At 71.9% G+C, this 24,290-nt stretch carries 22 protein-coding genes; 12 read left to right on the forward strand and 10 right to left on the reverse strand.

Annotated features, from left to right (window positions below; translation table 11 throughout):
* The 3 genes from C2L58_RS36435 (at position 1) to C2L58_RS36445 (ending at position 3,618) form a co-directional block, all read left to right on the forward strand.
* Complete coding sequence (locus C2L58_RS36435; protein ID WP_103342189.1) at positions 1–1,305, forward strand: UDP-glucose dehydrogenase family protein; 1,305 nt, start codon at positions 1–3, stop codon at positions 1,303–1,305.
* 132 nt (positions 1,306–1,437) lie between these two features.
* Positions 1,438–1,821, forward strand: a complete 384-nt coding sequence (locus C2L58_RS36440; protein WP_233226141.1) for a VOC family protein — start codon at positions 1,438–1,440, stop codon at positions 1,819–1,821.
* Positions 1,822–1,851: 30 nt separating this feature from the next.
* Complete coding sequence (locus tag C2L58_RS36445; RefSeq protein ID WP_103342191.1) at positions 1,852–3,618, forward strand: gamma-glutamyltransferase family protein; 1,767 nt, start codon at positions 1,852–1,854, stop codon at positions 3,616–3,618.
* Here the strand turns inward: C2L58_RS36445 and C2L58_RS36450 are convergent.
* From C2L58_RS36450 to C2L58_RS36465, 4 genes are all read right to left on the reverse strand, one after another.
* Positions 3,615–4,010, reverse strand: coding sequence for a hypothetical protein (locus C2L58_RS36450; RefSeq protein WP_103342192.1), 396 nt, complete (start codon positions 4,008–4,010; stop codon positions 3,615–3,617). The two genes, C2L58_RS36445 and C2L58_RS36450, sit on opposite strands and share 4 nt — an antisense overlap.
* A gap of 227 nt (positions 4,011–4,237) precedes the next feature.
* Positions 4,238–5,125, reverse strand: a complete 888-nt coding sequence (locus tag C2L58_RS36455) for a VOC family protein (RefSeq protein ID WP_103342193.1) — start codon at positions 5,123–5,125, stop codon at positions 4,238–4,240.
* Positions 5,118–5,642 carry an RNA polymerase sigma factor gene (locus C2L58_RS36460; protein ID WP_103342194.1) on the reverse strand — a complete coding sequence of 175 codons (525 nt, stop codon included), beginning with the start codon at positions 5,640–5,642 and terminating at the stop codon, positions 5,118–5,120. The genes C2L58_RS36455 and C2L58_RS36460 overlap by 8 nt, the downstream gene beginning before the upstream one ends.
* Before the next feature lie 52 nt (positions 5,643–5,694).
* Positions 5,695–7,119 (reverse strand): MFS transporter, encoded by a 1,425-nt coding sequence (locus C2L58_RS36465; protein WP_103342195.1) that lies wholly within the window; start codon positions 7,117–7,119, stop codon positions 5,695–5,697.
* A gap of 101 nt (positions 7,120–7,220) precedes the next feature.
* On the opposite strand from C2L58_RS36465, the gene C2L58_RS36470 reads away from it, so the two are divergent.
* The 6 genes from C2L58_RS36470 to C2L58_RS36495 all read left to right on the forward strand — a co-directional run bounded on the left by C2L58_RS36470 (position 7,221) and on the right by C2L58_RS36495 (position 14,388).
* Positions 7,221–8,054 (forward strand): helix-turn-helix transcriptional regulator, encoded by an 834-nt coding sequence (locus tag C2L58_RS36470; protein ID WP_103342196.1) that lies wholly within the window; start codon positions 7,221–7,223, stop codon positions 8,052–8,054.
* 66 nt (positions 8,055–8,120) lie between these two features.
* Positions 8,121–9,227: a sensor histidine kinase gene (locus C2L58_RS36475; protein ID WP_199191626.1), complete on the forward strand. Its 1,107-nt coding sequence runs from the start codon at positions 8,121–8,123 to the stop codon at positions 9,225–9,227.
* Positions 9,224–9,892, forward strand: a complete 669-nt coding sequence (locus C2L58_RS36480; RefSeq protein ID WP_103342198.1) for a response regulator — start codon at positions 9,224–9,226, stop codon at positions 9,890–9,892. The genes C2L58_RS36475 and C2L58_RS36480 overlap by 4 nt, the downstream gene beginning before the upstream one ends.
* Before the next feature lie 309 nt (positions 9,893–10,201).
* Positions 10,202–11,404 (forward strand): hypothetical protein, encoded by a 1,203-nt coding sequence (locus tag C2L58_RS36485; protein WP_103342199.1) that lies wholly within the window; start codon positions 10,202–10,204, stop codon positions 11,402–11,404.
* Between the two features lie 144 nt (positions 11,405–11,548).
* Complete coding sequence (locus tag C2L58_RS36490) at positions 11,549–12,772, forward strand: hypothetical protein (protein ID WP_103342200.1); 1,224 nt, start codon at positions 11,549–11,551, stop codon at positions 12,770–12,772.
* A gap of 11 nt (positions 12,773–12,783) precedes the next feature.
* Positions 12,784–14,388: an SAM-dependent methyltransferase gene (locus C2L58_RS36495; protein WP_158264223.1), complete on the forward strand. Its 1,605-nt coding sequence runs from the start codon at positions 12,784–12,786 to the stop codon at positions 14,386–14,388.
* Between the two features lie 3 nt (positions 14,389–14,391).
* Here C2L58_RS36495 and C2L58_RS36500 read toward each other — a convergent pair whose 3' ends face one another.
* The 5 genes from C2L58_RS36500 to C2L58_RS36520 form a co-directional block, all read right to left on the reverse strand.
* Positions 14,392–15,693 (reverse strand): acyltransferase family protein, encoded by a 1,302-nt coding sequence (locus tag C2L58_RS36500; RefSeq protein WP_103342202.1) that lies wholly within the window; start codon positions 15,691–15,693, stop codon positions 14,392–14,394.
* A gap of 3 nt (positions 15,694–15,696) precedes the next feature.
* Entirely contained in the window at positions 15,697–17,502 is a 1,806-nt protein-coding gene (locus C2L58_RS36505; RefSeq protein ID WP_233226142.1) for a glycosyltransferase family protein, read from the reverse strand.
* A 2-nt stretch (positions 17,503–17,504) separates the two neighbouring features.
* Positions 17,505–18,041 carry a hypothetical protein gene (locus C2L58_RS36510; protein ID WP_103342203.1) on the reverse strand — a complete coding sequence of 179 codons (537 nt, stop codon included), beginning with the start codon at positions 18,039–18,041 and terminating at the stop codon, positions 17,505–17,507.
* A gap of 73 nt (positions 18,042–18,114) precedes the next feature.
* Positions 18,115–20,055, reverse strand: a complete 1,941-nt coding sequence (locus C2L58_RS36515) for a glycosyltransferase family 4 protein (RefSeq protein ID WP_103342204.1) — start codon at positions 20,053–20,055, stop codon at positions 18,115–18,117.
* A 31-nt stretch (positions 20,056–20,086) separates the two neighbouring features.
* Positions 20,087–21,412: an alginate O-acetyltransferase AlgX-related protein gene (locus tag C2L58_RS36520; protein WP_103342205.1), complete on the reverse strand. Its 1,326-nt coding sequence runs from the start codon at positions 21,410–21,412 to the stop codon at positions 20,087–20,089.
* Positions 21,413–21,550: 138 nt separating this feature from the next.
* Between C2L58_RS36520 and C2L58_RS36525 the strand changes: the two genes are divergently transcribed.
* Positions 21,551–22,174, forward strand: a complete 624-nt coding sequence (locus tag C2L58_RS36525) for a hypothetical protein (RefSeq protein ID WP_233226143.1) — start codon at positions 21,551–21,553, stop codon at positions 22,172–22,174.
* Here C2L58_RS36525 and C2L58_RS36530 read toward each other — a convergent pair.
* Positions 22,152–22,829, reverse strand: a complete 678-nt coding sequence (locus C2L58_RS36530; protein ID WP_103342207.1) for an alpha/beta fold hydrolase — start codon at positions 22,827–22,829, stop codon at positions 22,152–22,154. The genes C2L58_RS36525 and C2L58_RS36530 overlap by 23 nt on opposite strands.
* A 134-nt stretch (positions 22,830–22,963) precedes the next feature.
* Here C2L58_RS36530 and C2L58_RS36535 point away from each other — a divergent pair, with 134 nt between their 5' ends.
* Both C2L58_RS36535 and C2L58_RS36540 read left to right on the forward strand, forming a co-directional pair.
* Positions 22,964–23,566 carry a DUF2716 domain-containing protein gene (locus tag C2L58_RS36535; RefSeq protein ID WP_103342208.1) on the forward strand — a complete coding sequence of 201 codons (603 nt, stop codon included), beginning with the start codon at positions 22,964–22,966 and terminating at the stop codon, positions 23,564–23,566.
* 33 nt (positions 23,567–23,599) lie between these two features.
* Entirely contained in the window at positions 23,600–24,001 is a 402-nt protein-coding gene (locus C2L58_RS36540; protein ID WP_103342209.1) for an immunity 7 family protein, read from the forward strand.
* The last annotated feature ends 289 nt before the right edge of the window (positions 24,002–24,290 follow it).

Below are 24,290 nucleotides of genomic sequence, written 5' to 3' on the forward strand. Positions count from 1 at the left end.
ATGACGCCAGCTCGGATCGTGGTGGTAGGAACCGGATACGTCGGCTTGACCACGGGGGCCTGCCTGGCCAGCCTGGGTCATTTCGTCACGTGCGTGGACGTCGACCGCGCGAAGGTCTCGCGGCTGGCCGCGGGCCGCGTCGACATCCTCGAACCCGGGCTCGCCGACCTGGTGCACCGCGGGATCGCCGCCGGGCGCCTCCAGTTCGTCGTCGGCGCGCGGGACGCGGTCCGCCACGCGCAGGCGGTGTTCCTCTGCGTGCCGACGCCGATGGAGGCCGGGGGCTCCGCCGACCTGCGCGCGGTCGAGGCGGTGACGGCCGAGATCGGGGACGTCCTGCCCGCCGGCTGCGCGCTCGTCACGAAGTCGACCGTGCCGGTCGGGACGTCGAAGCGGATCCAGGCGCTGGTCGGCCGGACCGACGTGCCGGTGGTGTCGAACCCCGAGTTCCTCCGCGAAGGCACCGCGGTCGCCGACTTCCTGGGCCCGGACCGGATCGTCGTCGGCGCGGACGACCTCGCCGCCGCGCGCTGGGTCGGCGAGCTGTACGCCGAGCTGGACGCGCCGGTCGTCGTCGCCGACGCGGCGAGCGCGGAGCTGGTGAAGTACGCCGCGAACTGCTACCTCGCGCTGAAGCTCTCCTACGTCAACTCCATCGCGGAGCTGTGCGAACGGCTCGGCGCGGACATCGACCTCGTCACCGAGGGCATGGGGTACGACCGGCGCATCGGGCGGACGTTCCTCAAGCCCGGCCCCGGCTGGGGCGGCTCCTGCCTGCCGAAGGACACCAGCGCGCTGGTCAAGGTGGCCGAGTCCGTGAACTACGACTTCACCATGCTGACCTCCGCCATCGACGAGAACCTGGCCCAGCGCGACCGGATCGTCGCGAAGATCGCCGGCGCGGTCGGCGGGACGCTCGCCGGCGCCCGGATCGGCGTACTCGGCCTGGCGTTCAAGGCGGGCACCAACGACCTGCGCGACTCACCCGCGCTCGCCGTCTCGTCGGTGCTGTGCGCGCTGGGCGCCGAGCTGATCGCCTACGACCCGGCCATCGACGGCGAGATCGCCGGGATGACCGTCGTCGACGACGCCTACCAGGTCGCCAAGGACGCGGACGCCGTCGTCGTGCTGACCGAGTGGGCCGAGTTCAAGCACCTCGACTGGGCGGCGATGGCCGAGCTGATGGAGGGCATCGACGTCGTCGACACGCGCAACCTGCTCGACCCGCGGGTGATCGTCGACGCGGGGCTGTCCTGGCAGGGTGTCGGCCGGCCGCGGGCGGCGGCGCGAATCAAGGTTTCTTGAGAACGGGATCTTGGTTAGGCTGGCCGCACGGCATCGCGTGTCGGTCACCGGCTGGGTGAGGCATGGAGGTGGCGGGAGTGCCCCGGAGGCATTTCAACCGTGTCAGTATCCGTTTCCGTTGAATTGAACCACTTGATCGTCCCGTCCCGGAACAACCGGGAATCCGCCGAATTCCTGGCGAACCTGCTCGGCCTCGAAGCCGGGGAGGAATGGGGCCCGTTCATCCCCGTCGAGACGCGCAACGGCGTCCGGCTAGACTTCGCGAGCGTCCCCGAAGAGGACCTGCGCCTGCAGCACTACTGCTTCTTGATCCCCGAGGACGACTTCGACGCCGTCTTCGCGCGGCTCGTCGAAACCGGCGTGACCTACCACGCCGACCCGATGGGGAAGCAGGTCGGCGAAATCAACCACAACCACGGCGGGCGTGGCGTCTATTTCCTCGATCCCGGCGGCAACGGGATGGAAATCATCACGCAGCCGTACGAGCCGGAACGGCGTCGCCCGGCAACCTGGTAAAAGTTCCTTAGCAATGCGTACTATCGGGGCATGTTCACGACGAGGCCGGAGCTGACCGGCACCTTCGGGATGGTGGCATCGACGCACTGGCTGGCTTCGGCCACCGGGACGGCGGTGCTGGAGGACGGCGGCAACGCCTTCGACGCGGCGGTCGCCGCCGGCTTCGTCCTCCAGGTCGCCGAGCCGCACCTGTGCGGCCCGGCCGGCCAGGTGCCCGGCCTCTTCGTGACGGCGGACGACCCGACCCCGCGGGCACTGGCCGGCCAAGGCCCGTCGCCCGCGGGGGCCACCGCTTCGCACTTCGAGTCGCTGGGGCTGGACCTGATCCCGGGCAGCGGCCTGCTCCCGGCGACCGTCCCGGGTGCGTGGGACGGCTGGCTCATGCTGCTTCGCGACTACGGCACGAAGTCGCTTCGCGAGGTGCTCAAGTACGCGATCGGTTACGCGCGCAACGGCGTCCCGCTGGTGTCGCGGGTCAGCGACACGATCAGCGCCGTGTCTCGCCTGTTCACCGAGCACTGGCCGACGTCCGCCGCGCTCTGGATGCCGGACGGCAAGCCCGCCACCGGCCTGCACCGGAACCCGGCGCTGGCCGACACGTGGGAGCGGCTGCTGCGCGAGGCGGAGTCCGTCCCGGGGCGGGAGGCGCAGCTCGACGTGGGACGTCGTGCCTGGTCACAGGGCTTCGTCGCGGAGGCGATCGAGTCCTTCAGCCGCACGGCCTTCCGCGACGATTCGGGCCGCGACCACGCGGGCTTGCTGACGGGCGAGGACCTGGCGTCCTGGTCGGCGTCATACGAAGACCCGGCCTTCGTGGACGTCGGTGACTGGCGCCTGGTCAAGATGGGCGGCTGGACGCAGGGACCGGCGCTGCTGCAACAGGCCCTGCTCCTGCACGGCTTCCGCGACGAGCTGTCCTATGTGGACGGAATTCCGTCGGAGCGCACGGTGCACCTGGCGACCGAAGCGGCGAAGCTGGCCTTCGCCGACCGCGAGGCCTGGTACGGCGACACCGACGTCCCCCTGGACGTGCTGCTTTCCCCTGCTTACAACGAAGCCCGGCGCGCGCTGATCACCGACGCGGCGTCCCCCGAGCTTCGCCCCGGAGACGCTCGCGGCCCGGCACGTCTCCCGGCGATCCTGGACTCCCTGCAGGGCGTGCAGTCGGAGGGCGGCGCCACGGGCGAGCCGACGGTCGGTCCCCAGGGCCAGACGCGTGGCGACACGGTCCACCTCGACGTCGTCGACGCGGCGGGCAACCTGGTCTCGCTGACGCCGTCCGGCGGCTGGCTGCAGTCGAGCCCGACGATCCCCGATCTGGGCTTCTGCCTGGATTCCCGTGGCCAGATGTTCTGGCTGGAGCAGGGCCTGCCCAATTCGCTGGCCCCCCGCAAGCGGCCGCGCATCACGCTGTCGCCGTCCCTGGCCCTGCGCGACGGAGTTCCGACGCTGGCTTTCGGCACTCCCGGCGGCGACCAGCAGGACCAGTGGCAGCTGTGCTTCTGGCTGGCCCACGTCTACGGCGGGCTCAACCTGCAGGAGTCGATCGACTCGCCGGCGTGGCACACGACGGCGTTCCCGAGCTCGTTCTACCCGCGCTCGTGGAACCCCCGCGAGCTGGTGGTGGAGTCGCGGCTGGGTTCGTCCACTTTGGACGCCCTGCGCGAGCGCGGTCACGCCGTGATCGACGCCGGCGACTGGGCCCTGGGCCGCCTGTCCGCGGTTTCCCGCTCCGAGGGGTTGTTGCGAGCGGCGGCGAACGCACGCGGGATGCAGGGGTACGCGGCCGGCCGCTAAAGCGTCAGCGAACTCCAGCCCCCGCCCTCGGCGAGCAAGGTACGCACGCCGAGGGCGTGCTCGGCAAACCCGGCGAGATCGCCGTGCAGCAGCGCAAGCCGTTCCCCGTCGAGCGGCGTGGTGTCGCCCGCCCACAGTTCCCGGATCCACCCGGCGGCCGGATGCAGCGACCACACGAGCCCGGCCACCTCCGCCTCGGCCGACCCACCCGCGGCCAGGTACTCGGCGAGGACGTCGTCGCAGGCCTGAAGCAGTTCCCGAAGACCCCGCACGGCTTCGTCGGGACTGCCATCCCAGTCCGGCCGGGGCCACACCGGCGAGCCGAGCTCGAGCCACAACCGCCAACCCGCGGTCAGCTCATCCTGGTCACGCGGCACCCATTGCCCGGCCATGCTTCCGAGTGTGCGCCCGAAAGCCCGGCCGGGCGGATGGGATTCCTCACTTCCCGGGCCGGCCCCGAACGGCCGAGTTGTCCACAACGCCTCCGCTTATCCACAGATTCGCGGCATCACCCTTTTGTGCAGCCCACTCCCGATACGCTGGACCAGGGACGCCCCCCGGAGAGGGTGGGGGCTTGAGAGGTGACCCAGACAGGCCGCCACAGCCGGGGGAAGGGGCGCTACCGGCCGGGCTGCTCCCACAGCCAGAACTCGATGCCCTGGTTGTCGGTGCAGTCGGCGGTGTTCCCGTACGGGTGGTGCTCGACCTCCCCGGCCTGCCCGCCCTGTTCCCGCACCCGCGCCATCGCCGACTCGAGGTCGTCGACCGCGTACATCAGCTTCCAGCCCACCTGACGGTCCCCGGCCCACAACCCGCCCTCGAGACCCGGCCCCGAGAAGCCCCACGAGTCCGTCGTCGAGCCCGGCGTGAACTGCCAGCCCAGCACCGCGCCGTAGAAGGCCTTCGCCGGCGAAGCCTCCGGGACCTGGAACGTGAAGTACATGGCCTCGCCGTGGCGGGCCGGGCGAGGGCCCGCGGCCGGGGTCGCCGCCTGCGAGACCAGCCAGCGCTGGCCGTACGGGTCGCGGAACGAGCCGCCCCTCCCGTACGGTGAATCGCTCACCGCGCGGATCAGCGTCGCGCCCAGCTCCAGGGCGCGAGCCACCGAACCGTCCACGTCCGTGACCTCGACCCGCACCGACGCGCCCCCTTCGCGCGGGGCCACGTGGCCGATCTCCGGGTACTCCTCGGCGAGCATCAGCACGGCGTCGCCGATGGCCAGTTCCGCGTGCCCGATGCGGCCGTCGTCCATCAGGATCGGCTCGCCGCGGCGGACGGCGCCGAACACCTCGACGTAGAAGTCGAGTGCCGCGCGGGCGTCGGAAACGGCGAGGTAGGGCGTCAGCGAACGCAGGGCGGCGTGGCCGGCCGGCGCTTCCGAAGTGGTCGTCATATCGGCTCCGTTCAAGATCGCGCGACGCAGGTCGTCGCGTAGTTCGGCGGCGAAGTCCGGGTCGGGGGCGACCCGCTCGGAGGGCCGGCGAAGCGCGTCGAAAGGCTCAGGCATCGCGACCCTCCTTCTCCTCGTAAGCGCGCCGGAACGCGGCACGGGCCCGGACGAGCAACGCCTCGGTGGCGTGCACGCTGCGCCCCAGGTGGCCGGCGACCTCGGGGACGCCGAGGCCGTCGACGTAACGCAGGGTCAGCGCCACCCGGTGGTGCGACCCCAGCGACTCGAGCACCTGTCTCGCGCGCAGGGCGTCGAGCCGCTCGTCCCACGGGTCCTCGACGTCCGGCTCGCTGTCGTGCACGAGCCGCAGTCCGCGTTCCTCACGCTCTTTGCGCCGCCAGTGGTCGGCGAGCTTGTGCCGGGCGACGCCGATCAGCCACCCGGTGCTCACTGGAGGTGCGTACTCCTTGCGACAGGCGGCGACCGCCCCGAGGAACGTCTCGGACGTCAGCTCCTCGGCGAGCGTGCGGTCGCCACACCGGGACAGCAGGTACCCGTAGACCTCCGGCAGGGCCGTCTCGTACAGCCCGAGCAGCGCGAAGGCCGGGTCCGGTCGTACCCGAGGTTCCGTCACACCTTCATAGTCGTCCGGCAGCCGGTTTTTCCGACGGGTGAATCCCGGATTTCTAGACCCGCGGGTCCGGCAGCCGCCGCCCGGTGATCGCGACGATCGCCGCCAGCACCGCCACCAGGCCGATCACCAGCGCGAACGCGTCCCGGCTGCCGAGCGAACCCGAGAGCGCCGCGTACAGGCTCCCCAGCGTCGCGACGCCGAGCGCCAGCGACGTCTGCTGATTGGTCGTCATCACGCCGGAGCCGACGCCGGCCAGGTCGGTCGGTACGTGGGACAGCACGATCCGGAACAGCGTCGTCATCGCCAGTGCGTTCCCGACGCCGATCGCCACCATCGACGGCGCCAGGTCGAGGATCGTCACGTGCGGCCACGTCGACAGCGTCGTGCAGAGCAGCGCCACCATGCCCACCGCCGTGATCGCGCCCCCGAGCGGGACGACCTTCTGGCCGTAGCGGGCCACCAGGCGGCTGCTCAGCATCGACACCGTGAAGTACGCGACCGCCAGCGGCGTCAGCGCGAGGCCCGCGCCGAGCGGCCCGAAGTGCAGGCCCTCCTGCAGGGTCATCGCGTAGACGAACATGAACGAGCCGAACGCGCCGAAGAAGGGGATCGCCACCATCAGCCCGCGCCGGACGCTCGGCAGGCGCAGCACCGACGGCGGCAGCAGCGGCGTGCCGCCGGTCCGCTCGAGGCGCCGTTCGACGTGGACCAGGGCCGCGGCGGAAAACGGGAACACGGCCAGCAGCGCGATCGTCCACGCCGGCCACCCCAGCGCCCGGCCTTCCATCAGCGGGACCAGCAGCGACAGCAGCGTGACCCCCAGGAGCAGCGTGCCGAGGCGGTCGACGCCCAGCGGGTTGTGCGCGCGGCTCTCGGGCAGGCGGCGGGCCAGCAGGAGCACCACCAGGCCGATGGGCACGTTCACCAGGAAGATCGGCCGCCAGCCGGTGCCGAACAGGTCCGCCGCCACCAGGCCACCGCCGAGGAGCTGGCCGACCACCGTCGAGAGGCCGCCGGTCGCGCCGAACAGCCCCAGGGCGCGTGAACGCTCTTCGCCGGACGTCGTCGCCTGGATGATCGAGAGCACCTGCGGCAGCAGAAGCGCCGACGCCGCCCCCTGCGCGGCGCGGGCCACCACCAGCGTGCCCGCCGTCGGGGCGAGTCCGCAGGCCAGGGACGTCAAGGTGAACAGCCAAAGGCCCCAGAAGAACAGCCGCCGCCTGCCGAACGAGTCGCCGAGGCGACCGCCGACCACCAGCAGCACCGCGTACGCGATGCCGTAGGCGGCGACCACCAGTTCGAGGGTGGCGGTGGACGCGTGGAGGTCGGCGTCGATGGTCGGCAGCGCGACGTTGACGATGAAGAAGTCGATGATCGGCAGTGCCGCCCCCAGCAGCACCGTGACCAGGCCGGCGGGGGTCAGTCCCGGCCGGGCGGGGGCGCCGGTGGGATCCGGCGCAAGGGAGGTCGTGGTCATGAGTACTACGATCGACCCGTTCTTAAACTGGTACCAGTTGGTGTTTATCCGGGTACCGCTACTACCTGGTACCAGTTTCGGAGGCGTGGCATCCTGGCACCATGACCACCGCCGTCGAATCCGAACTCCGCCGCCAGGAGCTGGCGAGGTTCCTGCGGAGCCGGCGTGAACGGATCACGCCCGAGCAGGTCGGCCTCCCGATCATGGGGCGCCGCCGGACGCCGGGGCTGCGCCGCGAAGAGGTCGCGCAGCTCGCCGGCGTGGGGGTCACCTGGTACACGTGGCTCGAGCAGGGCCGCGACATCAACGCGTCCGAGCAGGTCCTGCAAGCGATCGCCCGCACGCTGCGGCTCGACCCGCACGAGCACACCCACCTCTTCCGGCTGGCCGGTGCGCCCGAACCGGAGAACGACAAGGACTGCCAGGTCATCACTCCGGCGATGGAGCTGATGCTGAAGAAGCTCGAGCCGTACCCGGTCGCGGTCCGCAACGCCCGCTGCGACCTGCTGGCCTACAACCGCGGCTACTCCTGGCTGATGGGCGACGTCGACGCCATCCCGTTCGGCGACCGGAACACCCTGGTCCAGTGCCTGCTCAACCCCGAGTGGCGCAAGCGGATGCTCGACTGGGAGGCGAACATCCCGCGCGTGATCGCGTCCTTCCGCGCGGCGATGGCCGACCACGTCGCGGAGCCGGCGTGGAAGCAGCTGGTGAAGCGGCTCAAGGCCGAATCGCCGCTGTTCGCCGAGCTGTGGCCGCACCACGACGTCAACTCGGAGCCGATCCGCACCAAGCGGTACCTGCACCCGGACGTCGGGCTGCTCCAGTTCAACTTCACCTACCTCCACTACGGCCGCCGGTCCGAGATCACCGTGTCGACCTACACCCCGGCCGACGAGGAAACGGCGGCGAAGCTGCCGTTGCTGTTCGACTGACGGCGTACGTCCGCAGTGCGCTTCGAGACGGACGCGCAGCCTGGCCGCGGCCGGTAGTTTCGCGGCATGAGAAGGCCTCCGTGGGCAGGACGCGTGGCGCGCGCCGTCGTCGTCGGGGTCTTCGTGATCGGGGCGACCAGTGCGTTGTCGCGGTGGCAGCCCGGGGCGTCGTCGCTGACGCCGATCGGTTTCGCGTGGCTCGCCGCGACCGTCCTGACGCTGCTGCTCGTCCACCGCTTCCCGCTGACGCTCTTCCTGGTCGCGTCCGCGTCCGCGTTCGGCTACTACACCTCCGGCCTGCCCGGCGGCCCGGTCATCGTGGTCCCGACCATCGCGTTGTTCGTGCTGACCCGGCAGCGCGGACCCCTCACCGCGGGCATCACCGGTGCCTCGGCGCTCGCCGCCGCCTACGTCGTGCACGTCATCACGACCAGGTCTTTCGCGCTGGAAACCGGGGCCGCGTTCCTCGTCGTCTGGCTGACCGCCGTGATCGGGGTCGGCACCGCCGTCCGGTACCAGCTCGACGCGCTCGCCGCCCGCCGCGGCCAGGCCGACGAGCACCGCCACCGGCTCGCCGAGCAGGAACGGCTGCGCATCGCCCGCGAGGTGCACGACGTCGTCGCGCACAGCCTGGCGATGATCAACGTCCAGGCCGGGGTCGCCGCGCACGTCGCCGACCGGCGGCCCGAGCAGGCGAAAGAGGCGCTGCTGAACATCAAGGCGGCGAGCGCGTCCGCGCTGAAGGACCTGCGCGCCACCCTGACCGTGCTGCGGTCCGGGGAGGACAAGGCGCCCGCCCCGAGTCTCGCCCAGGCCGGCGAGCTGCTGGACCACGCCCGCGACGCCGGGCTCACGGTCGACGTCCACGGCGAACCCGGCGACCTCCCGGCCCCGGTCGACGCCGCCGCCTACCGGATCCTGCAGGAATCGCTGACCAACGTCGTCCGGCACGCCGACCAGCCGGGACACGTCGACGTCCGGTTCGAACGCCGGGCCGGGGCCCTCACGATGAAGGTGCGCGACGACGGCCGCGGCACCGCGCAGCCGGCGCCGGGCCACGGTCTGCGCGGGATGGGCGAACGCGCCGCGGCGCTCGGCGGCCGGTGCACCGCCGGGCCGGTCGACGGCGGCTTCGAAGTGTGCGTCGAGCTACCGATCGAGGGGGAAGCATGATCCGCGTCCTGCTGGCCGATGACCAGGTCCTGGTCCGCGCCGGGTTCCGCGTGCTGCTGGAGACCGAAGACGGCTTCGAGGTCGTCGGCGAGGCGGGTGACGGCGAGCAAGCGGTTTCCGGAGCGATCGAGCACCACCCCGACATCGTCGTGATGGACGTCCGGATGCCCGGCGTCGACGGTCTCGAAGCCACCCGCCGGATCACCGCGAACCCGGACCTCGCCGCGACGAAGGTGCTGGTGCTGACCACCTTCGACGTCGACGAGTACGTCTACGAGGCGCTGCGCGCGGGCGCCAGCGGGTTCCTGCTGAAGGACACCGAGCCGGTCGAGTTGCTGCGCGCGCTGCGGGTCGTCGCGAGCGGCGAAGCGCTGCTGGCGCCGACGGTCACGCGCCGGCTGATCCAGGAGTTCGTCGGCCGCCCCGAAAACCGGCGCATCGACACCAGCGCCGTCCGGGAGATCACCGACCGCGAGCGCGAGGTGCTCGGCCTGGTCGCGGGCGGGATGTCGAACGACGAAATCGCCGCGCACCTGGTGATCTCGACGGCGACGGCGCGCACCCACGTCAGCCGCATCATGACGAAGATCGGCGCGCGCGACCGCGCCCAGCTGGTGGTGCTGGCCTACGAGTCCGGGCTCGTCACACCGCGCCGTCCCGCCTGACCCGGCGCACCACGCGGACCGCCCGCACCAGGAACACCACGGCGAGGACGCCGACCAGGCAAATCCAGATCACGGCGCCTCCTCTCCCGGCCGATGCTCTGCTCAGAAGGCGGCCGGGAGGGGGACGGTGTTCACCGACACGGCCGACGTCACACTTCCGGGGGACCGGAACCCGATGCCGAGTACGCCCGGATGACCCTCCACAAAGGCCACGTTCTCCGCTACGTTGCGGATCAACCACAAACCGCAACCTCGCAGGTCGGCCCTCCGTGCCAGACTGTTGCCCCGAACGCCGGATGGGGGTCGAAGATGAGCTGGCAGGATGATCTGCGCCGACTCGACGCGGACCTGGCGGCCGGACGGATCGAGCCTTCGGTGCACCGCAAGCAGCGTGACGAGCTGCTGGCCGCCGCCTCGGGCTCGACGGTGCCCTCGCCCGTGCCTTCACCGCTCCGCCGGCCGGGCAATCGGTCCTGGCAGAGCGCCAACCCGGCGTACGACCGGCCGGCCGGACCGACGCCGGCCCCGATCGTGCCGCCACAGGCCGCCGCTGCGCGGCCGCCGACTCCCCAGGACCGGCCGTGGATGCGCAGCGCGCCGTCGGCGGCCAAGCCGGGCGGCATCCCCGGCATCCCCGAACTGCCCGACCACATGACCACCGCGCCGAGCCCGGCCGACATCGTGCCGACGCGCTACCTGCGCGTCGACGGCCCGAACCAGCAGCACGCGACGCCCAGCCGCTTCCCGCCGGTCGTCGGCGGGGCCGGGCCGGCGGAGCCGCCGGTCCCGGAGCCGGAAGGGGCCGGGCGGCACCGGTGGCAGACCGGCCCGGCCGGTGAAGAGGAGCCGAGCCGGGGCGTCCCGGCCTGGTTGTTCATCACCCTCGCCGTGGTGCTGGTGGCCGGCCTCGTCGCCGGCGGCATCTATTGGTTCGGCAAGAAGGACGCCGAGCCTTCGAACGTGGCCTCGCCGCCGCCGGCAGCGTCGTCGAGCGCGCCGCCGCAGACGAACGGTGTCGTCGACCCGTCGCTGACGCTCGAGCAGCGCCTGCCCGCCCTGCCCGGCAAGGCGAACCCCGCCGATTCGACGATGTCGATCGACAAGGCGCTGGAAGCCAAGGTGATCACCGCGGCCGACGCGAAGCAGATCCGGGCCAACAACGGCAAGGAAGTCGTCTTCCGCGCGTCGTCCGATCCCGCGAAGCCCCGCGACGGCAACTTGCTGATGGCGATCCCGACGCTGTCGGTCTACGACGCCAAGCACCTGGTGACGGGCCTGCGGCAGAACCTCTCCGGCGCACGGCTGGCGGCGACCCGGCTCGGCCCGACCGAAGACGACCTCATGTACACCCAGCGCGGGACCGATGGCTGGGTCGGGATCCTCTGGTACGCCTCCAGCGCGGTGGTCGTCGGCATCGGCGTGTCCCAGTCGGGCACCGCCGACTCGGCTCCGCTGCGGTCCCGGCTCGAGGCGATCCGCAACACCGTGACGACCGTCTTGCCCCCCGGCTGAGCGGATGCCCGCGAAGGCCGGGTGACAAGCCGACCCGAGGGGTGGTCGAACCACCTCGAAGTGCACAATGTGCATGTCGTTGAACAGGCGAAGTGTGTCGGCCGGCCGTGGCCGGCCGATCGGACCGGAATAAGGGGGCTCCTGGTGTCCTGGCAGGAGGAGCTGCGACGGCTGGACGAGGAGCTCGCGGCTGGTCAGCTGTCCGCCGACGAATATCGGGCACGCCGTGACCAGGTGCTTTCCTCGGCCGTTGGAGTGCAGGACCAGCAACCGCAGCCGCCGGCGCCGTCGAGCGCCGACGAGACCCAGGTGATCGCCCCGGTCAGCCCGCCGGGCGGCACACCACAGCCGAACCCCGGTGACGCCGAACGCACGCAAGCCGTTGCCTGGCAGGCGCAGCAGCCACGGCCGGGTGACCCCGCCGCGACCGCCTACGTGCCGCCCGTGCCGGCGCAGCCGTTTTCGCCGCCCGGCGGGTTCGCGCCGCCGCCGCAGGGTACCGACGACAACCCCGAGCGCACGCAGGTCGTCCGCAACACCGGCGAGTACCAGCCGAACTACCAGCAGGGTTATTCGCAGCAGCCGCCCGCCCAGCCGGGCTGGAACCAGGTGCCGCACGGGTCCGCCGCGCCGCCGTGGGGCACCGACGACAGCGGGCCGGCGCACAACCCGAACGACCTGAGCTGGATGCGCCAGGGTCCGGAGTCCTACTTCGAGACCAAGAGCGGGTCCGGCAAGAAGAAGGTCATCAGCATCGTCGCGGCGGTGCTGGTCGTGCTGCTCGCCGGGTTCGCCATCTGGTGGTTCGGGCTCCGCAGCGACTCGACGCCGGTCGCCGGCCAGACGGGCACCCCGACGACGACCGCGCCGAGCACCACCCCGCCGCCGCCGAGCGTCGCGCCCACCCGGGTCCCGCCGATGCCCGGCAAGGCGAGCGACAAGAACGGCACGATGAGCGTCGACGAAGCCGTGCAGAAGGAGTTCCTGAACCCGGCCGAGGCGAGCTCGATCAAGGTGGCCGGCGCCGCGTACGTCAGCTGCCAGGCGTCCACCAACAACCCGTTCGACTACACGGTCCTGCTGGTGAACACCAAGAGCGTCGCGGACGCCGAGCGGCTGGCGCAGACGCTGCAGCGGCCGGGTTCCGGCACCGGGCTCCAGCCCGTCGGCGACCGCGCCGGGCTCCCGCAGTCGGTCGGGGTGTTCAAGGCGGTCCTGCCGGACCACACGACCTACCGGGCCGTGTACGTCTCGGGAGTCGCGGTGATCCGGGTGGACGTCAACCAGGCTCCGGCCACCGACACCGCCGTGACCAAGGAGTTCCAAGGCGTCATGAAGGCGATGCTGGAGAACGTTCCGAACTCGTGACCGGTGCGCAGGTGACCACGCCGCTCCGGGCCGGTGCCGAGCCGGACGAGTACGGCTGCCGGGTGTTGTCCACCGGCGTCTCGGACTACTCCGACGGGGCCGAAGATCTGGTCACCGCCCTGCTGGAGAACGCGCAGGACCGCGGTTCGCTCAGTGACGAGCTGACGCTGGCCGCGCGGACCTGGCCGGAGCGCTACCACCTCGACCACGGCCGCGCGAACGTGTTGCGGGCGCTGGACTTGCCGTCCGGCGCCGCGGTGCTGGAGATCGGCTGCGGCACCGGCGCGGTGACCAGCTACCTGGCGGAACGGTGCCGGCTCGTGGACGCCGTCGAACCGGTGCCGAGCCGGGCCCGCGGGGCGCGCGCCCGGACCCGGGACTTCGGCGACGTCGAAGTCTTCGTCGGCGGGATCGACGACGTCCCGGCCGTCGAGGCGTACGACGTCGTGGTGGTCATCGGCGTGCTCGAATACGTCGGCGCGGGCAGCAACGACGACGACCGCTACACGGATTTCCTGCGTGCGGCGCACGCGCGGCTCCGGCCGGGCGGGACGCTGGTGCTCGCGATCGAGAACCAGTTCGGCGTCAAGTACCTCTGCGGAGCCCCCGAGGACCACACCGGACTGCCGTGGGACGGCGTGGCCGGTTATCCGGCGGGCGGCGTGGCCCGGACGTTCTCCCGCGCCCGGCTCACCGGCCTCGTCGAGCGATCCGGGTTCACCGGGACCACCGTGCTCGGCGCCTTCCCGGACTACAAGCTGACGCGGGCTCTGCTCACCGACGAACTCTTCGCCACCCATCCGCGGCTCGCCAAGCAGCTGCCCGGTTTTCCCAGTCCCGACTGGGCGGGCACCGGGGCACGCGTCGCGGACGAGGAGCGCGTCTGGGCCGAGCTCGTCGACGCCGGACTGGCCGCGCAGCACGGCAATTCCTTCCTCGTGCTGGCCGGCAAGGACGCGGAACCGCGGGTCTGGCCGCGCGAAACGCCGGCCGCGTTCTTCAGCACCGACCGGGCCGCGGACTTCTGCACCCGGTCGGTCGTCGAGCGCGGCGGCGGCACGCTGAGGGTGCGCCGGACGCCGCTGGCCGACCGGCCCGGCTCGGCGCACGGCGTCCGGGTCGTGTCCACAGTGGACGAAGTGATCGACGCCCCGACCGTGCTCGACGTCGTGCGCGCGGAACCCGGCCGGCTGACGGACCTGCTCGGCCGGTGGCGCGAATCCGTGCTCGCCCGGGCCGGCGAGCTGGGCCCGCGGCTGTGGGACCTGACCCCGCAGAACCTGCTCGTGACGGAATCGGGGCTCGTCCCGATCGACCTCGAATGGTCGGTCGACGGCTGCTCGGCGGAGGACGTCCTCGCCCGCGGGATCCTCATCACCGCCGACGAACTGGCTCGGTCCGGGCACGCCGAGGGGCCGACCGTGGGCGACGTCGTGCGCGACCTCTGCGAGCGGCTCGGCCTGGCCGAAGCGGTCGTGCTCGGTGTCGTGCCGGCGGAGGCGCGGTTCCAGGCCGTCCGGCAGGCGGGCCGGTGCGACCCGGAGTACCTGGCCGCGCGGACCGAAGAACTGACGCGGGCCTGGACGGTCCGGCTCGCCGAACCGTCCGGCCGCTGACGCTCAGGCGCGCATCGAATCCGGCAGCATCCGCCGCATCGCGCGGCGCGTCGGCTCCTCGAAGAAGCGGTGCAGGACGTGGGCGATGAGGATCGTCAGCGCGAGGAAGCCCAGCACGATCAGCCGGTACTCCCAGCTGGTCGGCACGTCCGTGAGCTTCAGCTTGATCTGGATGACGTGCCGCATCACGTCGATCACCAGCCAGTGCACCAGGTACAGCGCGAACGAGACCTTGCCGCCCCAGACGAGCAGCCTGGTCCGCAGCAGCCACGCCATCGGCTCGCGGTTGCCGATCGCCAGCCCGCCGATGAGCAGCAGGAACAGCGGTACCACGACCACCGTCTCGGCCGAGCCCCACATGATGTGGCCGTTGATCCGCCAGTCGAGGCCCATGTTGAAGCGGCGGAACGAGTCGAAGTGGTGCACCAGGAAGATGATGGCGACGATCACCACGAACACGACCGTCGGCCGCAGGAACCACGGCAGCCGCGCGGAGCGGCCGTACCGCAGCACGATCAACGCGGTGAACGCGCCGCCGAAGAACTCCGTGAGCACGCGCAGCGGGATCATCCCCGGCACCAGCGCGTTGTGGAACAGCAGCAGGTCGCTGCCGTCCTCCATGGTGACGCCGATCGCGACGATCGGGACCACCGACACCAGCGCGCACAGCACGAGCGAGCGGACGCGCACGGTCTTCAGCATCTTGGCCAGCACGGCGACCGCGACGCTGAACACCAGGTACGCCAGCCATTCCGCGCTCAGCGACCAGTCGATCGGGTTCCACTGGTCCGGCTCGATGAACCAGCCCTGGATCAGCAGGACGTGCTCGAGGAACCGGGCCGGGCTGGCGGCCGCCTGGAGGCTCGCGTCGTTGTTCACCTGCAGCGAGTAGGCGCGGTAAAGCGCCCAGCCGAGCAGCACGAGGAGCATCACCGGCCAGATCCGGCTCAGCCGCAGCCAGAGGAAACCGAGCGCCTTGCGCGGCGTCCACGGTTCGCTCATCCGGTCGAGGTGGGTGTAGGTCATGATGAAGCCGCTGAGCACGAAGAACAGGTCCACGCCGAGGTAACCGGTGTCGAACAGCGGGGCCAGCCGGCCCAGGAACGGGAACGACGAGACCAGTTCGGGGCGGAAGTGGAACGCCAGCACCCACAGCGCCGCCAGTGCGCGCACCCCGGTCAGCTGCGGGATGAACGCCGGAAGCGGACCCTGCTCCGGGTCGGCCTTCGTGGCGGCCTGCGCCGGTTCGGCACGCCGCTCGCCGGTGATCACCGGCAGCACGTCCGTGGTCTCGGTTGCGTCCATTTCCTACCGTTTCGCTTTCGTCGCGGCCCAGGCGCGCTGGGGATCGAGGTCGACCGGCCGGGCCGGCGGATCGGGCACCACCCGGGACAGCAGGACCTGCTGCACGAGCACCGTGCGGGCGTTCCGGGCGGCGGCTTCCCGCCAGAGGCCGTGGTGTTCGAGTCCCTCCAGCCACGGGTCGTCCGGCCAGCCACCCAGCCGGTCGAGCACGGTCCGCCGCACCAGGTACCCGCTGCCCAGGTAGGGCAGCCGCGCCAGCCGCCGCGCTTCCGGGGGAAGCGCCCCGACCAGGCCGGCCACCGGGTCCGCGACCGGGCAGTGGGCCAGGTCCGCGTCCCCGCGCACCGCGGCCAGCAAGCGGGCCACGAAGTGCGGTGAGCATCGCATGCCCGCGTCCAGGACCAGCACCAGGTCGGCTCGCGAGCCCGCCAGCAGCCGGTTGTACGCGTAACCCGCGCCGCGGGCGATCGGGTGGTGGAGCAGGTCGTAGGGCTTCGGCCCGGCGGGTTCCGCGGTGCCGTCCTGGCACACGAGAACCCGGGACGGCACCGCGGTTCCGCGGGCCAGGTCGTCGACCAGCGCCATGACACCGGGGTCGCCCGCGCGTCGCACGATCAGCACGTCGAGGTCGTCGACGCGGTTCCCGGCGCTCGGCGCGAGCGGCAGCGCGGCCGGCGTGCTGAGCACGCCGTCGGTGCGCCGGGCGGCTTCCGTGCGTTCGACGATGAGCCGCGCCGCGAGCTGCCGGTCCGGCCCGGGTTCGGCGCCGAGCGACGCTTCGCCGCGGAACCGGGGGTCCCAGCTCGGGGTGTCGACGGCCAGCGGCGTCTCGGACGGCGGCCGCACCACCGGTGCCGTTCGCGGCGGCCGGTCCGAGCGGGCCGGTGCCGGGTGCCGTTCCGCCAGGTCCGCCGCCAGTTCGAGCAGCCGCCGGGCCGACGGGCCCATGTCCAGCTCTTCGCGGACGAAGCGGTAGGCCTCGGCGCGGATCGACCGCTCCAGGCCGCGTTCGTGCAGCAGCGCCGCGGTGGCCGCGCCGACCACCGTCTCCCTGGCGACCACCAGGTGCTGTCCCGCGGTGAACGGCGCCAGGTCGCGGCTCGGCTCGGTGACCGCGACGCAGCCGTTGCACGCCGCTTCCAGCACGCGCACCCACTCCAGCGCGCGCGACGCTTCCCGGTGCAGGTTCAGCAGCACGCGGCTGCGCGCGAGGTGTTCGTGCTTCGCGCGGCTCATCAGGAAGTCCGGCCGCGGCTTGACCATCGGTTCGTGCGGCGGGGTCAGCAGCCGCACTTCGAGGCCGTCCAGATCGCGCGCGGCACGGGCCAGCAGGGCCGAGCGGCGCTGTTCGGCGGTACCCAGGTAGGTGACGTCGATGTCGCGCGGGCTGTCCGGGTCGCCGCCCCACCGGTCCCACAGCGGGGTGTAGCCGAGCTGGAACCGCCGGACGTCGTGCCCGCGGCGCACGAGCTCGTCCGTCGAGTCGGCGTTGATGTCCACGGCCCCGCCGAACTGCGGCAGCAGGCCGGCGCTGGTGTCGAAGGTGCGCGTCCCGGGGTGTTCGACGCAGAACGCGATCGTCCGCCGCAGCTGGTCCGGCCGCGGGCGCTGGTGCTCGGGCAGCACCACCAGGTACTCGTGCGGGACGACGACGAACACCGTGTCGTCGTCCTCTTCGGGCAGCGGCCCGAGGTGGGTTTCGGCCCGGCCGCCCACCGAGCGCACGGCGTCGGCGACGACCTCGAGGAGCTCCTCCATGAACGAGCTGCCGCCCGGCGCGGACGCCAGCACGAGTCGGGGGTCGGCCACCGTCAGAGGGTCTTCCGGCGCACGGTGCGCAGCGGCGCGGTCACCCGCCAGCTGAGCGTGTGGCGGTGCGCTTCGAGCTCCTGCGTGAGCTCGGCGACCCGGCGGCGCAGCTGCTCGGCTTCCCGCTCGTCGTGGTGGACGACCTCGGGCAGGTCGGCGCCGTGCAGGGCGAGCTCGGCCTGCAGCAGGTCCATCCGGAGCTGGTCGCGCTCGGTCCGGGTCCGCTCCAGCTCCTGCCGGGCGAGGTCGCGGTCGCGGCGCAGGGCGTCCAGCTCGACGCGCGCCTCCGAACTTTCGTCGACCTGACGGCGGAGGTCGTCGTTGGTGCGGGCTTCTTCGGCGAGCCGTTCCTGCACGCGGAGGGATTCGCGCAGGTCCGCGTCGGCGCCCCGGAGCCTGCCGAGCAGGCGCTCGCGCTCGGCCATCAGCACCGAGCGCTCCGCGCGCAGCTGCAGCAGCTCGGCGCGCACGGACGCGGGAACGGCGTACTCGATCGGTTCGTCGGCGGCCGGGGTGATCGGGCCTTCTTCGGAGCTCATGCGCACCCCTCGCTGACGCTCGGTGCGGCCTGAGCGGCCAGCGCAGTGTCGAATGATTCGCTCGCAAGCTCGCTCATGCGTGCCGTTCCTCGGTACCGGTGCCTCGGGCGAGGCCGTTCAGGATGGTGGAGAACTCTTGACCGTAGTGCGCGGAGTCCAGGAAGGAACCGACGCCGGCCAGCGCGCGCTCGGCGATCCGCTCGCGGGCCGCGGGCGGCGTGTCCAGCGCCCGCAACAGCCCCACGGTGAGCGCGTTGAGGTCGTTGGGCAGGAAGAGCCAGCCGCTCTCGCCGTCGCTGACGATCTCCCGGGTGCCGAACACGTCGGCGGCGACGACCGGCACCCGGAACGCCATGGCCTCGAGGATCGAGCGCGGCAGCGACTCGATGTCGGAGCTGTTGACGAACAGGTCCGCCGCGCGCAGCCACGGCAGCGGATCGCGGACGATCGGCACCAGGCTGACCGAGCCGCCCAGCCCGGCCGCCTCGACGTAGTCCGTCAGCGCGTCGCAGTACGGCGATTCGTGGGTACCGACGATCACCAGGTGCGCGTCCGGGTGGGTGGTCCGGACCTGCTCGAACGCCAGCAGCAGCGGGGCGTGCCCCTTGCGCGGTTCGCTCACGCCGATGTTGACCAGGACGGTCGCCCGCTCCGGCAGCCCGAGCTCCCGCCGGACCTCTTCCTTCGTCGTGTACAGCGCCTGCTTGGCCGGGGCGAGGTCGATGCCGTACCGGACGGTGATGCAGCGGCGCGGCCGCGACCACGGCAGGAACATCTCGCGCGTGGCGTCGGCGACGAAGAGCAGCGCGTCGGCGTCCGACAGGCAGTGTTCCCAGCGTGCGCGGACCAGCGGGTCGAGCGCGTCCATGCCCCAGTTCAGGTACGCGAAGTCCTCGAGGCTGAAGCTCTCGTGGATGACCCACGCGACGGGCAGGCCCGCCCGCATCGCCGCGTCGACCCCGGCGAACATCCCGAGCGTGTTGACCAGGACGACGCCCGCCCCGGACGCGGTGGCCAGCATGGCCAGCTCGCCGACGTACGCGGTGTAGGTGACCGCGTCCTGGACGCGGTGGTGACCGGTGACGTGCACCGTGACGCCCAGCTCTTCCAGCTCGGTGCGCAGGGGACCGTCTTCCGGCGAAACCAGCGTGATCTTGTGCTCGTGCGGGCCCGCCAGGTGGCGCAGCAGTTCGCTGAGCCAGAACTGGCCACCGCCGACGCGCAGGCTGTGGGTCACGACCAGGACGTGGTCGGTGTCGACCGCCGCCTTGACCCGGCCGAGGAGCTCTTCGGTGAACGCCGTCGAGCGCTCGACGGCCTCGGCGTCGCGCCGGCTGACGGGCCGCCTGCGCAGCGTCGCGTACCGGGTGGGTGAGGTCCATTCACGGCCGTCGCGGGTCCACGCACGCACCCGGTAGGCCACCTTGCGGCTTTCGCCGGGGGCCTGGGGCAGGGCGATGCGGGCTTCGTAGCCGCTCAACCCGGCCTGCCGGATCTGCCCGGGCAGGGCGCTGGTGACGTCCGGCCGGGGCAGCATCAGCCGCGCCCGCTGCGGTGCGGCGCCTTCGACGTCGACTTCCACGTGGCTGGGCAGCTTGCCGTCGAGCAGCAGCCAGCCCGAGACGACCATGAGGTCGCCGGCGATCTCGGCGTCGGCGGCCGGGAAGTCGATCTCGCCGAGCGGCGCGGGCTCGCGGTAGCTGCTCTCCGGCCAGACGGTCGTGTGGCTCAGTTCGGTGCCGTCGGGCGCGGTGACCGTCGTTTCCGCGCCGACCGGCTGGTCGCACTCGGCCTCCGCCCGCCACGTCCAGACCGGCCAGTCCGCGGGGACGCCCGGCACCGCGTCGGTGCCACGCTCCCAGTGCACCGTGGCGACCCGGCCGCCGATCCGGACGGTGCTGCCGTCCGGGCCGGCCGGAGAGACCAGCCAGCCGCCGACCGAGATCCGGTCGGCGGTCACCGAGGCACCGGCGGCGTCCACGCCGGCGAGCCACGGCAGCTCCCGCTCGATCATCTTGTTCCTTCGTCCGTGCGCGGTGCCGCGCTCATCGCCGGGGGTGGTTCGCGAGCTGTTCGCTCAGCGTCTTGACCACGGCGGGGGCCAGGATAGGGCTTTGCCCGCCGATGAGGTTGCGTTCGGCGATTTCGATCACCACGACGTCGCTGTCGACGAGCTTCGCCGCGGCCGCCGACGCGTCTTGCTGGACGTAGTCGGAGTGCATGATCGTCAGGTCCGTGAACGCGGCCGCGAGGTACATGTTGGCGAAGCCGGTGAACGAGTCGCCGATCATCGCGACCTTGTCGGAGACGGTCCCGGTGGCCGGCCGGCCGTGCAACTCGATCGGGCTCGTGTTCGGCTGGCCGAAGAACGTGCGGGTCCGGTCCGCGCCGCCGTCCGGGGCCAGCGACTCCAGCACGGCGGGCTCGCTGCCGGTGCGGCCGATCAGCGGCGGCAGGTCGGTCTGCTTGTCGAACGTCTCCTTGGGCGCGGTCCGCCAGGTCCTCGTCACCCCGGGCCGGAGGTTCTCGGCCAGCGCCCGGACCATGGTCAGCCCGCCGTGGAACTGCCAGTGGGTGTCCTGCTTGAAGTAGATCGGGGCACCTTGGCGCCGCGACTCGGCGAGCAAGGGCTGCCGCAGGTCCAGGTAGCCGACCTCGGTGTCCAGCCGCTGCCACATCGTCCGGGCGGCGACCGGGGCGCAGTCCTTGCCGGCGTACTGGTCGGGCAGGAACTGGGGGAAGATGTCCGACTTGTCCGGCGGGACGATCAGCACGAGCCGCCGTCCCGACGCTTCGACGGCCTGACGGAGACCGATCAGCTCGCCGATCACGTCGGCGGACGGGATGATCGGGTTGCACTTGGCGTACATGTCGTTGCCCAGGTACAGCCAGCCGTCCCGGCCTTCGACCACCGGCGGGTAGTTGCTGTTCGTCTGGCCCTGCACCGGGCCGGTCTCCGGCCGGGCGGGCGGCTGGTTCGCGACCGGGCCGACGCCGGGCTGGGTGCCCTGCGAGCCGAGTGACGGCGGTTCCCCGAACACGGACCGGCTGATCGCGTCCTCGGCCTGCACGGCGGCCTGGCGGCCGGGCAGCCAGTCGGTGGCCCACGCGCTGAGCCCGCTGAAGAACCCCCAGCCGTCCGACAGGCTCGGGAAGTCGTGGAGCTGGTGGTTTTCGAACGCCGCCGGCCTGCCGAACACGCCGAGCGACACCATCGGGGCCAGGAAGAAGACGAGCGCGCAGATCAGGGCCGTCTGCTGACGGCCGTGGCGCGGCCGGTACATCGAGTGGTCCTTCGGCAGCCATGCCTCGTGGACGCTCAGCGGCCGGACCCGCTTATCCGGCTTTCCGCCTTCCAAGTGCACCGACACGCCTCAACCATAGTCCGGGCCGAGCGGGCGCCGGGTCCCCGCCCGCCGTCACCCGTCAGGACCCCGAAAACTGTCGTACATATGTTCTAAAATGGGCGTTGTCCAGGGGAGATGCCGCCCGCGTCCGCGGGTGGCGTGATGGAGGAAGGCAGGGCCATGGCCTACATCACCCTGTCCACGTTCGTGGGCTACAGCGCGAGTTCCGGGCCGTCGCGGTCGTCGTTCGTCCGGCGGCAGCGCCGCCAGTACGAAGATCCGGCGCGGGCGGCGTTCAACTACTACCGGCGGGCGGCCAACGCGGTGCGCTCCGGCCGGGCGGCGAACCAGGACGAGGTCGCGTTGCGCGCGCTCGTCAACGCCGCCGACGAGCGGACGAAACCGCACTACGCGGCGATCGCCGAGGGCTGGCTGCGGTACCTCGGCCGCAAGTCGCCGAGGCTGGTCGAAGTGGGTCGCGGCCGGTGCCGCATCGGCGAGCTCGAGATCGGCGTCAGCCCGCAGATGGGGCTGCGCAAGAGCGACGGGCGCCGGTACGCGACCTGGCTCTACTTCAAGGAGGAGCCGTTGGCGAAGGCGTCGGCGCAGCTCGCGCTGTGGGTGCTGGAGGAGGCGATGCCCGACATCCTGCCCGGCGGCGAGGCGCTGGTGATCGACGTCCGCCGGGGGAAGGAGTACCAGCTCTCCGCCCGGGACCGGGCCCGGCTGCAGCCCTGGGCCCGCAGCGAGGCCTCGGCGTTCCTCACCCTGTGGGACGCGGCCTGAGCAGCACCCCGGCCACCAGGTCCGGCCGGGTGACGAAGGGGTGGTGCGCCACCGGCAGTTCGACGACGTCGGTGGCGCGCGCCGCCTGGGCCCGCTGGGTCTCGGGCAGCGTCGCGCGGTCCTCGCCGCAGACGACGTAGGTCGACGGGACTTCCCGCCACGCCGCCCGGGTCGCCGGCTGGCCGAACACCGCCTCGTTCTGGCGGGTGAGGCGGCCGGCGGCCGCGGCGTACGTGCGGTCGTCGAAGTCCTGGGCGAACCGCGGCCGCACCAGCTCCTCCCGGACGCTCGCGGTGCCGTCTCCGTGGCTGACGTGCACCGGTTCGCCGGTCCCGAAGTCCGCGAGCGCCTCGCCGACGTCCGGCAGGAACGACGTCACGTAGACGAGCCGGTGGATCGCGGGGTGGTCGCCGAGTGTGGTGATCACCATGCCGCCGTAGGAGTGCCCGACGAGCAGCGCGGGCTCGCCGGAGGCGTCGAGCAGGGCGCGGACGGCTTCCGCGTCGGCGTGCAGGTCGCCGCGCGGCTCGCTCTCGCAGCTGGGCAGCACCGCCGCTGAGCTGCGCAGACCGTGCCGGGCGAGCACCTCGGCCGTCGGTTGCCACCACCACGCGCCGTCGCGGACGAACGCGCCGTGGACGAAGACGATCCGCATGGTGACAACTTGGCAGAACCCACCCGGATGAGTGACACAGTTCGCGGCGGGCGGACGGGGACTGGACAAACCGGAGGCCGAACACGAAGCTTTCGCGTGTTCTTCCGCGCCTGGCCGACTCGAGGTCTCAAACCGTGAATGCTGCTTGGGAAGCCGTCTCCCGCGTCGTCGACGAGCCGGCCTGGTACTGGGTGTACGACAAGCTGGCGTTCTGGCCGAGCACCTACGCGCACGCCTGGCCGGGGTTCCGGGAGCCGGTGCCGTCGCGGACGTGGGACCTTTCGCCCGGGAACCTGGACCGCGCTTCGGCGGAGTTCCGCCTCGGCCCGTACGCGGTCGAGGAGCACCAGGTCGCGACGATCGCGCTGGCCGCGTTCCGGGAGGTCTGCGGCCCGGACGACTGGATGTGGGCGCTGCACTGGCAGCACCAGTCCTACCGCGTCCGCCCGCACCTGATGTCCGGGAGCGCCCGGTGGCCGGTGCCGGTGTTCCCGCGTGCGGACTACCACTTGTTCCTGGCGGCGGACTTCTCCTACGGCACGCTCGGGCACCCGTGGGAGCGGACGTTGTGCGTGTTCGGCGAGAAGCTGGTGCCAGCGTTCGAGCGGCTGGGCGAAGGCGTGCTGTCGAACGTGCTGCGCCGTGACGGGAAGCCGGCTGAGACAACCGGGGCTTCGCCCCGGGCCGGGGGCTCCGCCACCCGGACCCCCGCAGAGCCGTCCCAGCTGGCCCGCTGAGCCGCCGGCCGGTCTCTTGCTACCGTTCTGCGGGTGTTCGAATATCACGGCTGGGTGACCATCCAGGCGACCGCGAGCGGCGATGACGACGCGGCGCTCCTGGAGCGCCTGGTCGACCGCGTGCACCGCGCGATCCGCGACGCGGGCGACTTCGATCTGGTCGACCTCCGCTGGAGCGCGGGGATGCCCATGCTCCACTTCGGCGGTTTCGACAAGCACGGCGGCCCGATAGCTCCCGAGCTCCTCGACTTGTTCACCCGCACGGGCGAATTGGCACCGGGCTCGTACGGCCTGCTGCACACGTGGGACGACCAGGACACGGAGAACGACAACAACTTCCGCGTCTACCGAATGGCCCGAGGCCAGGTAACCGAGCGCGAAGACGCCCACCTGACCCCGGTGGCCCCCACAATCCTCGACACCTACGAACTCTGACCCAGCCCCCCGACGCCCCACAAACCCAGCCAAAACCGGGTCCCAAGGCCTGATTCGGCCAAAGCCGGGGCACACCCCAAAAGTCCGGCCAGAGCAGGGCGGGGAACCCTCCAAAAGTCTGACGAAGGCACCGTGGGGGGTCCGGGGGGCTCGGCCCCCCGGGTGAAATGGCGAAGGGGTCATATCGGCGCTTTCCGCCGACATGACCCCTTCAACCCCGAGCGGATGACGGGATTCGAACCCGCGACCCTCACCTTGGCAAGGTGATGCGCTACCAGCTGCGCTACAT

The sequence above is a fragment of the Amycolatopsis sp. CA-126428 genome, from assembly GCF_002904335.1.
Lineage (GTDB): Bacteria > Actinomycetota > Actinomycetes > Mycobacteriales > Pseudonocardiaceae > Amycolatopsis.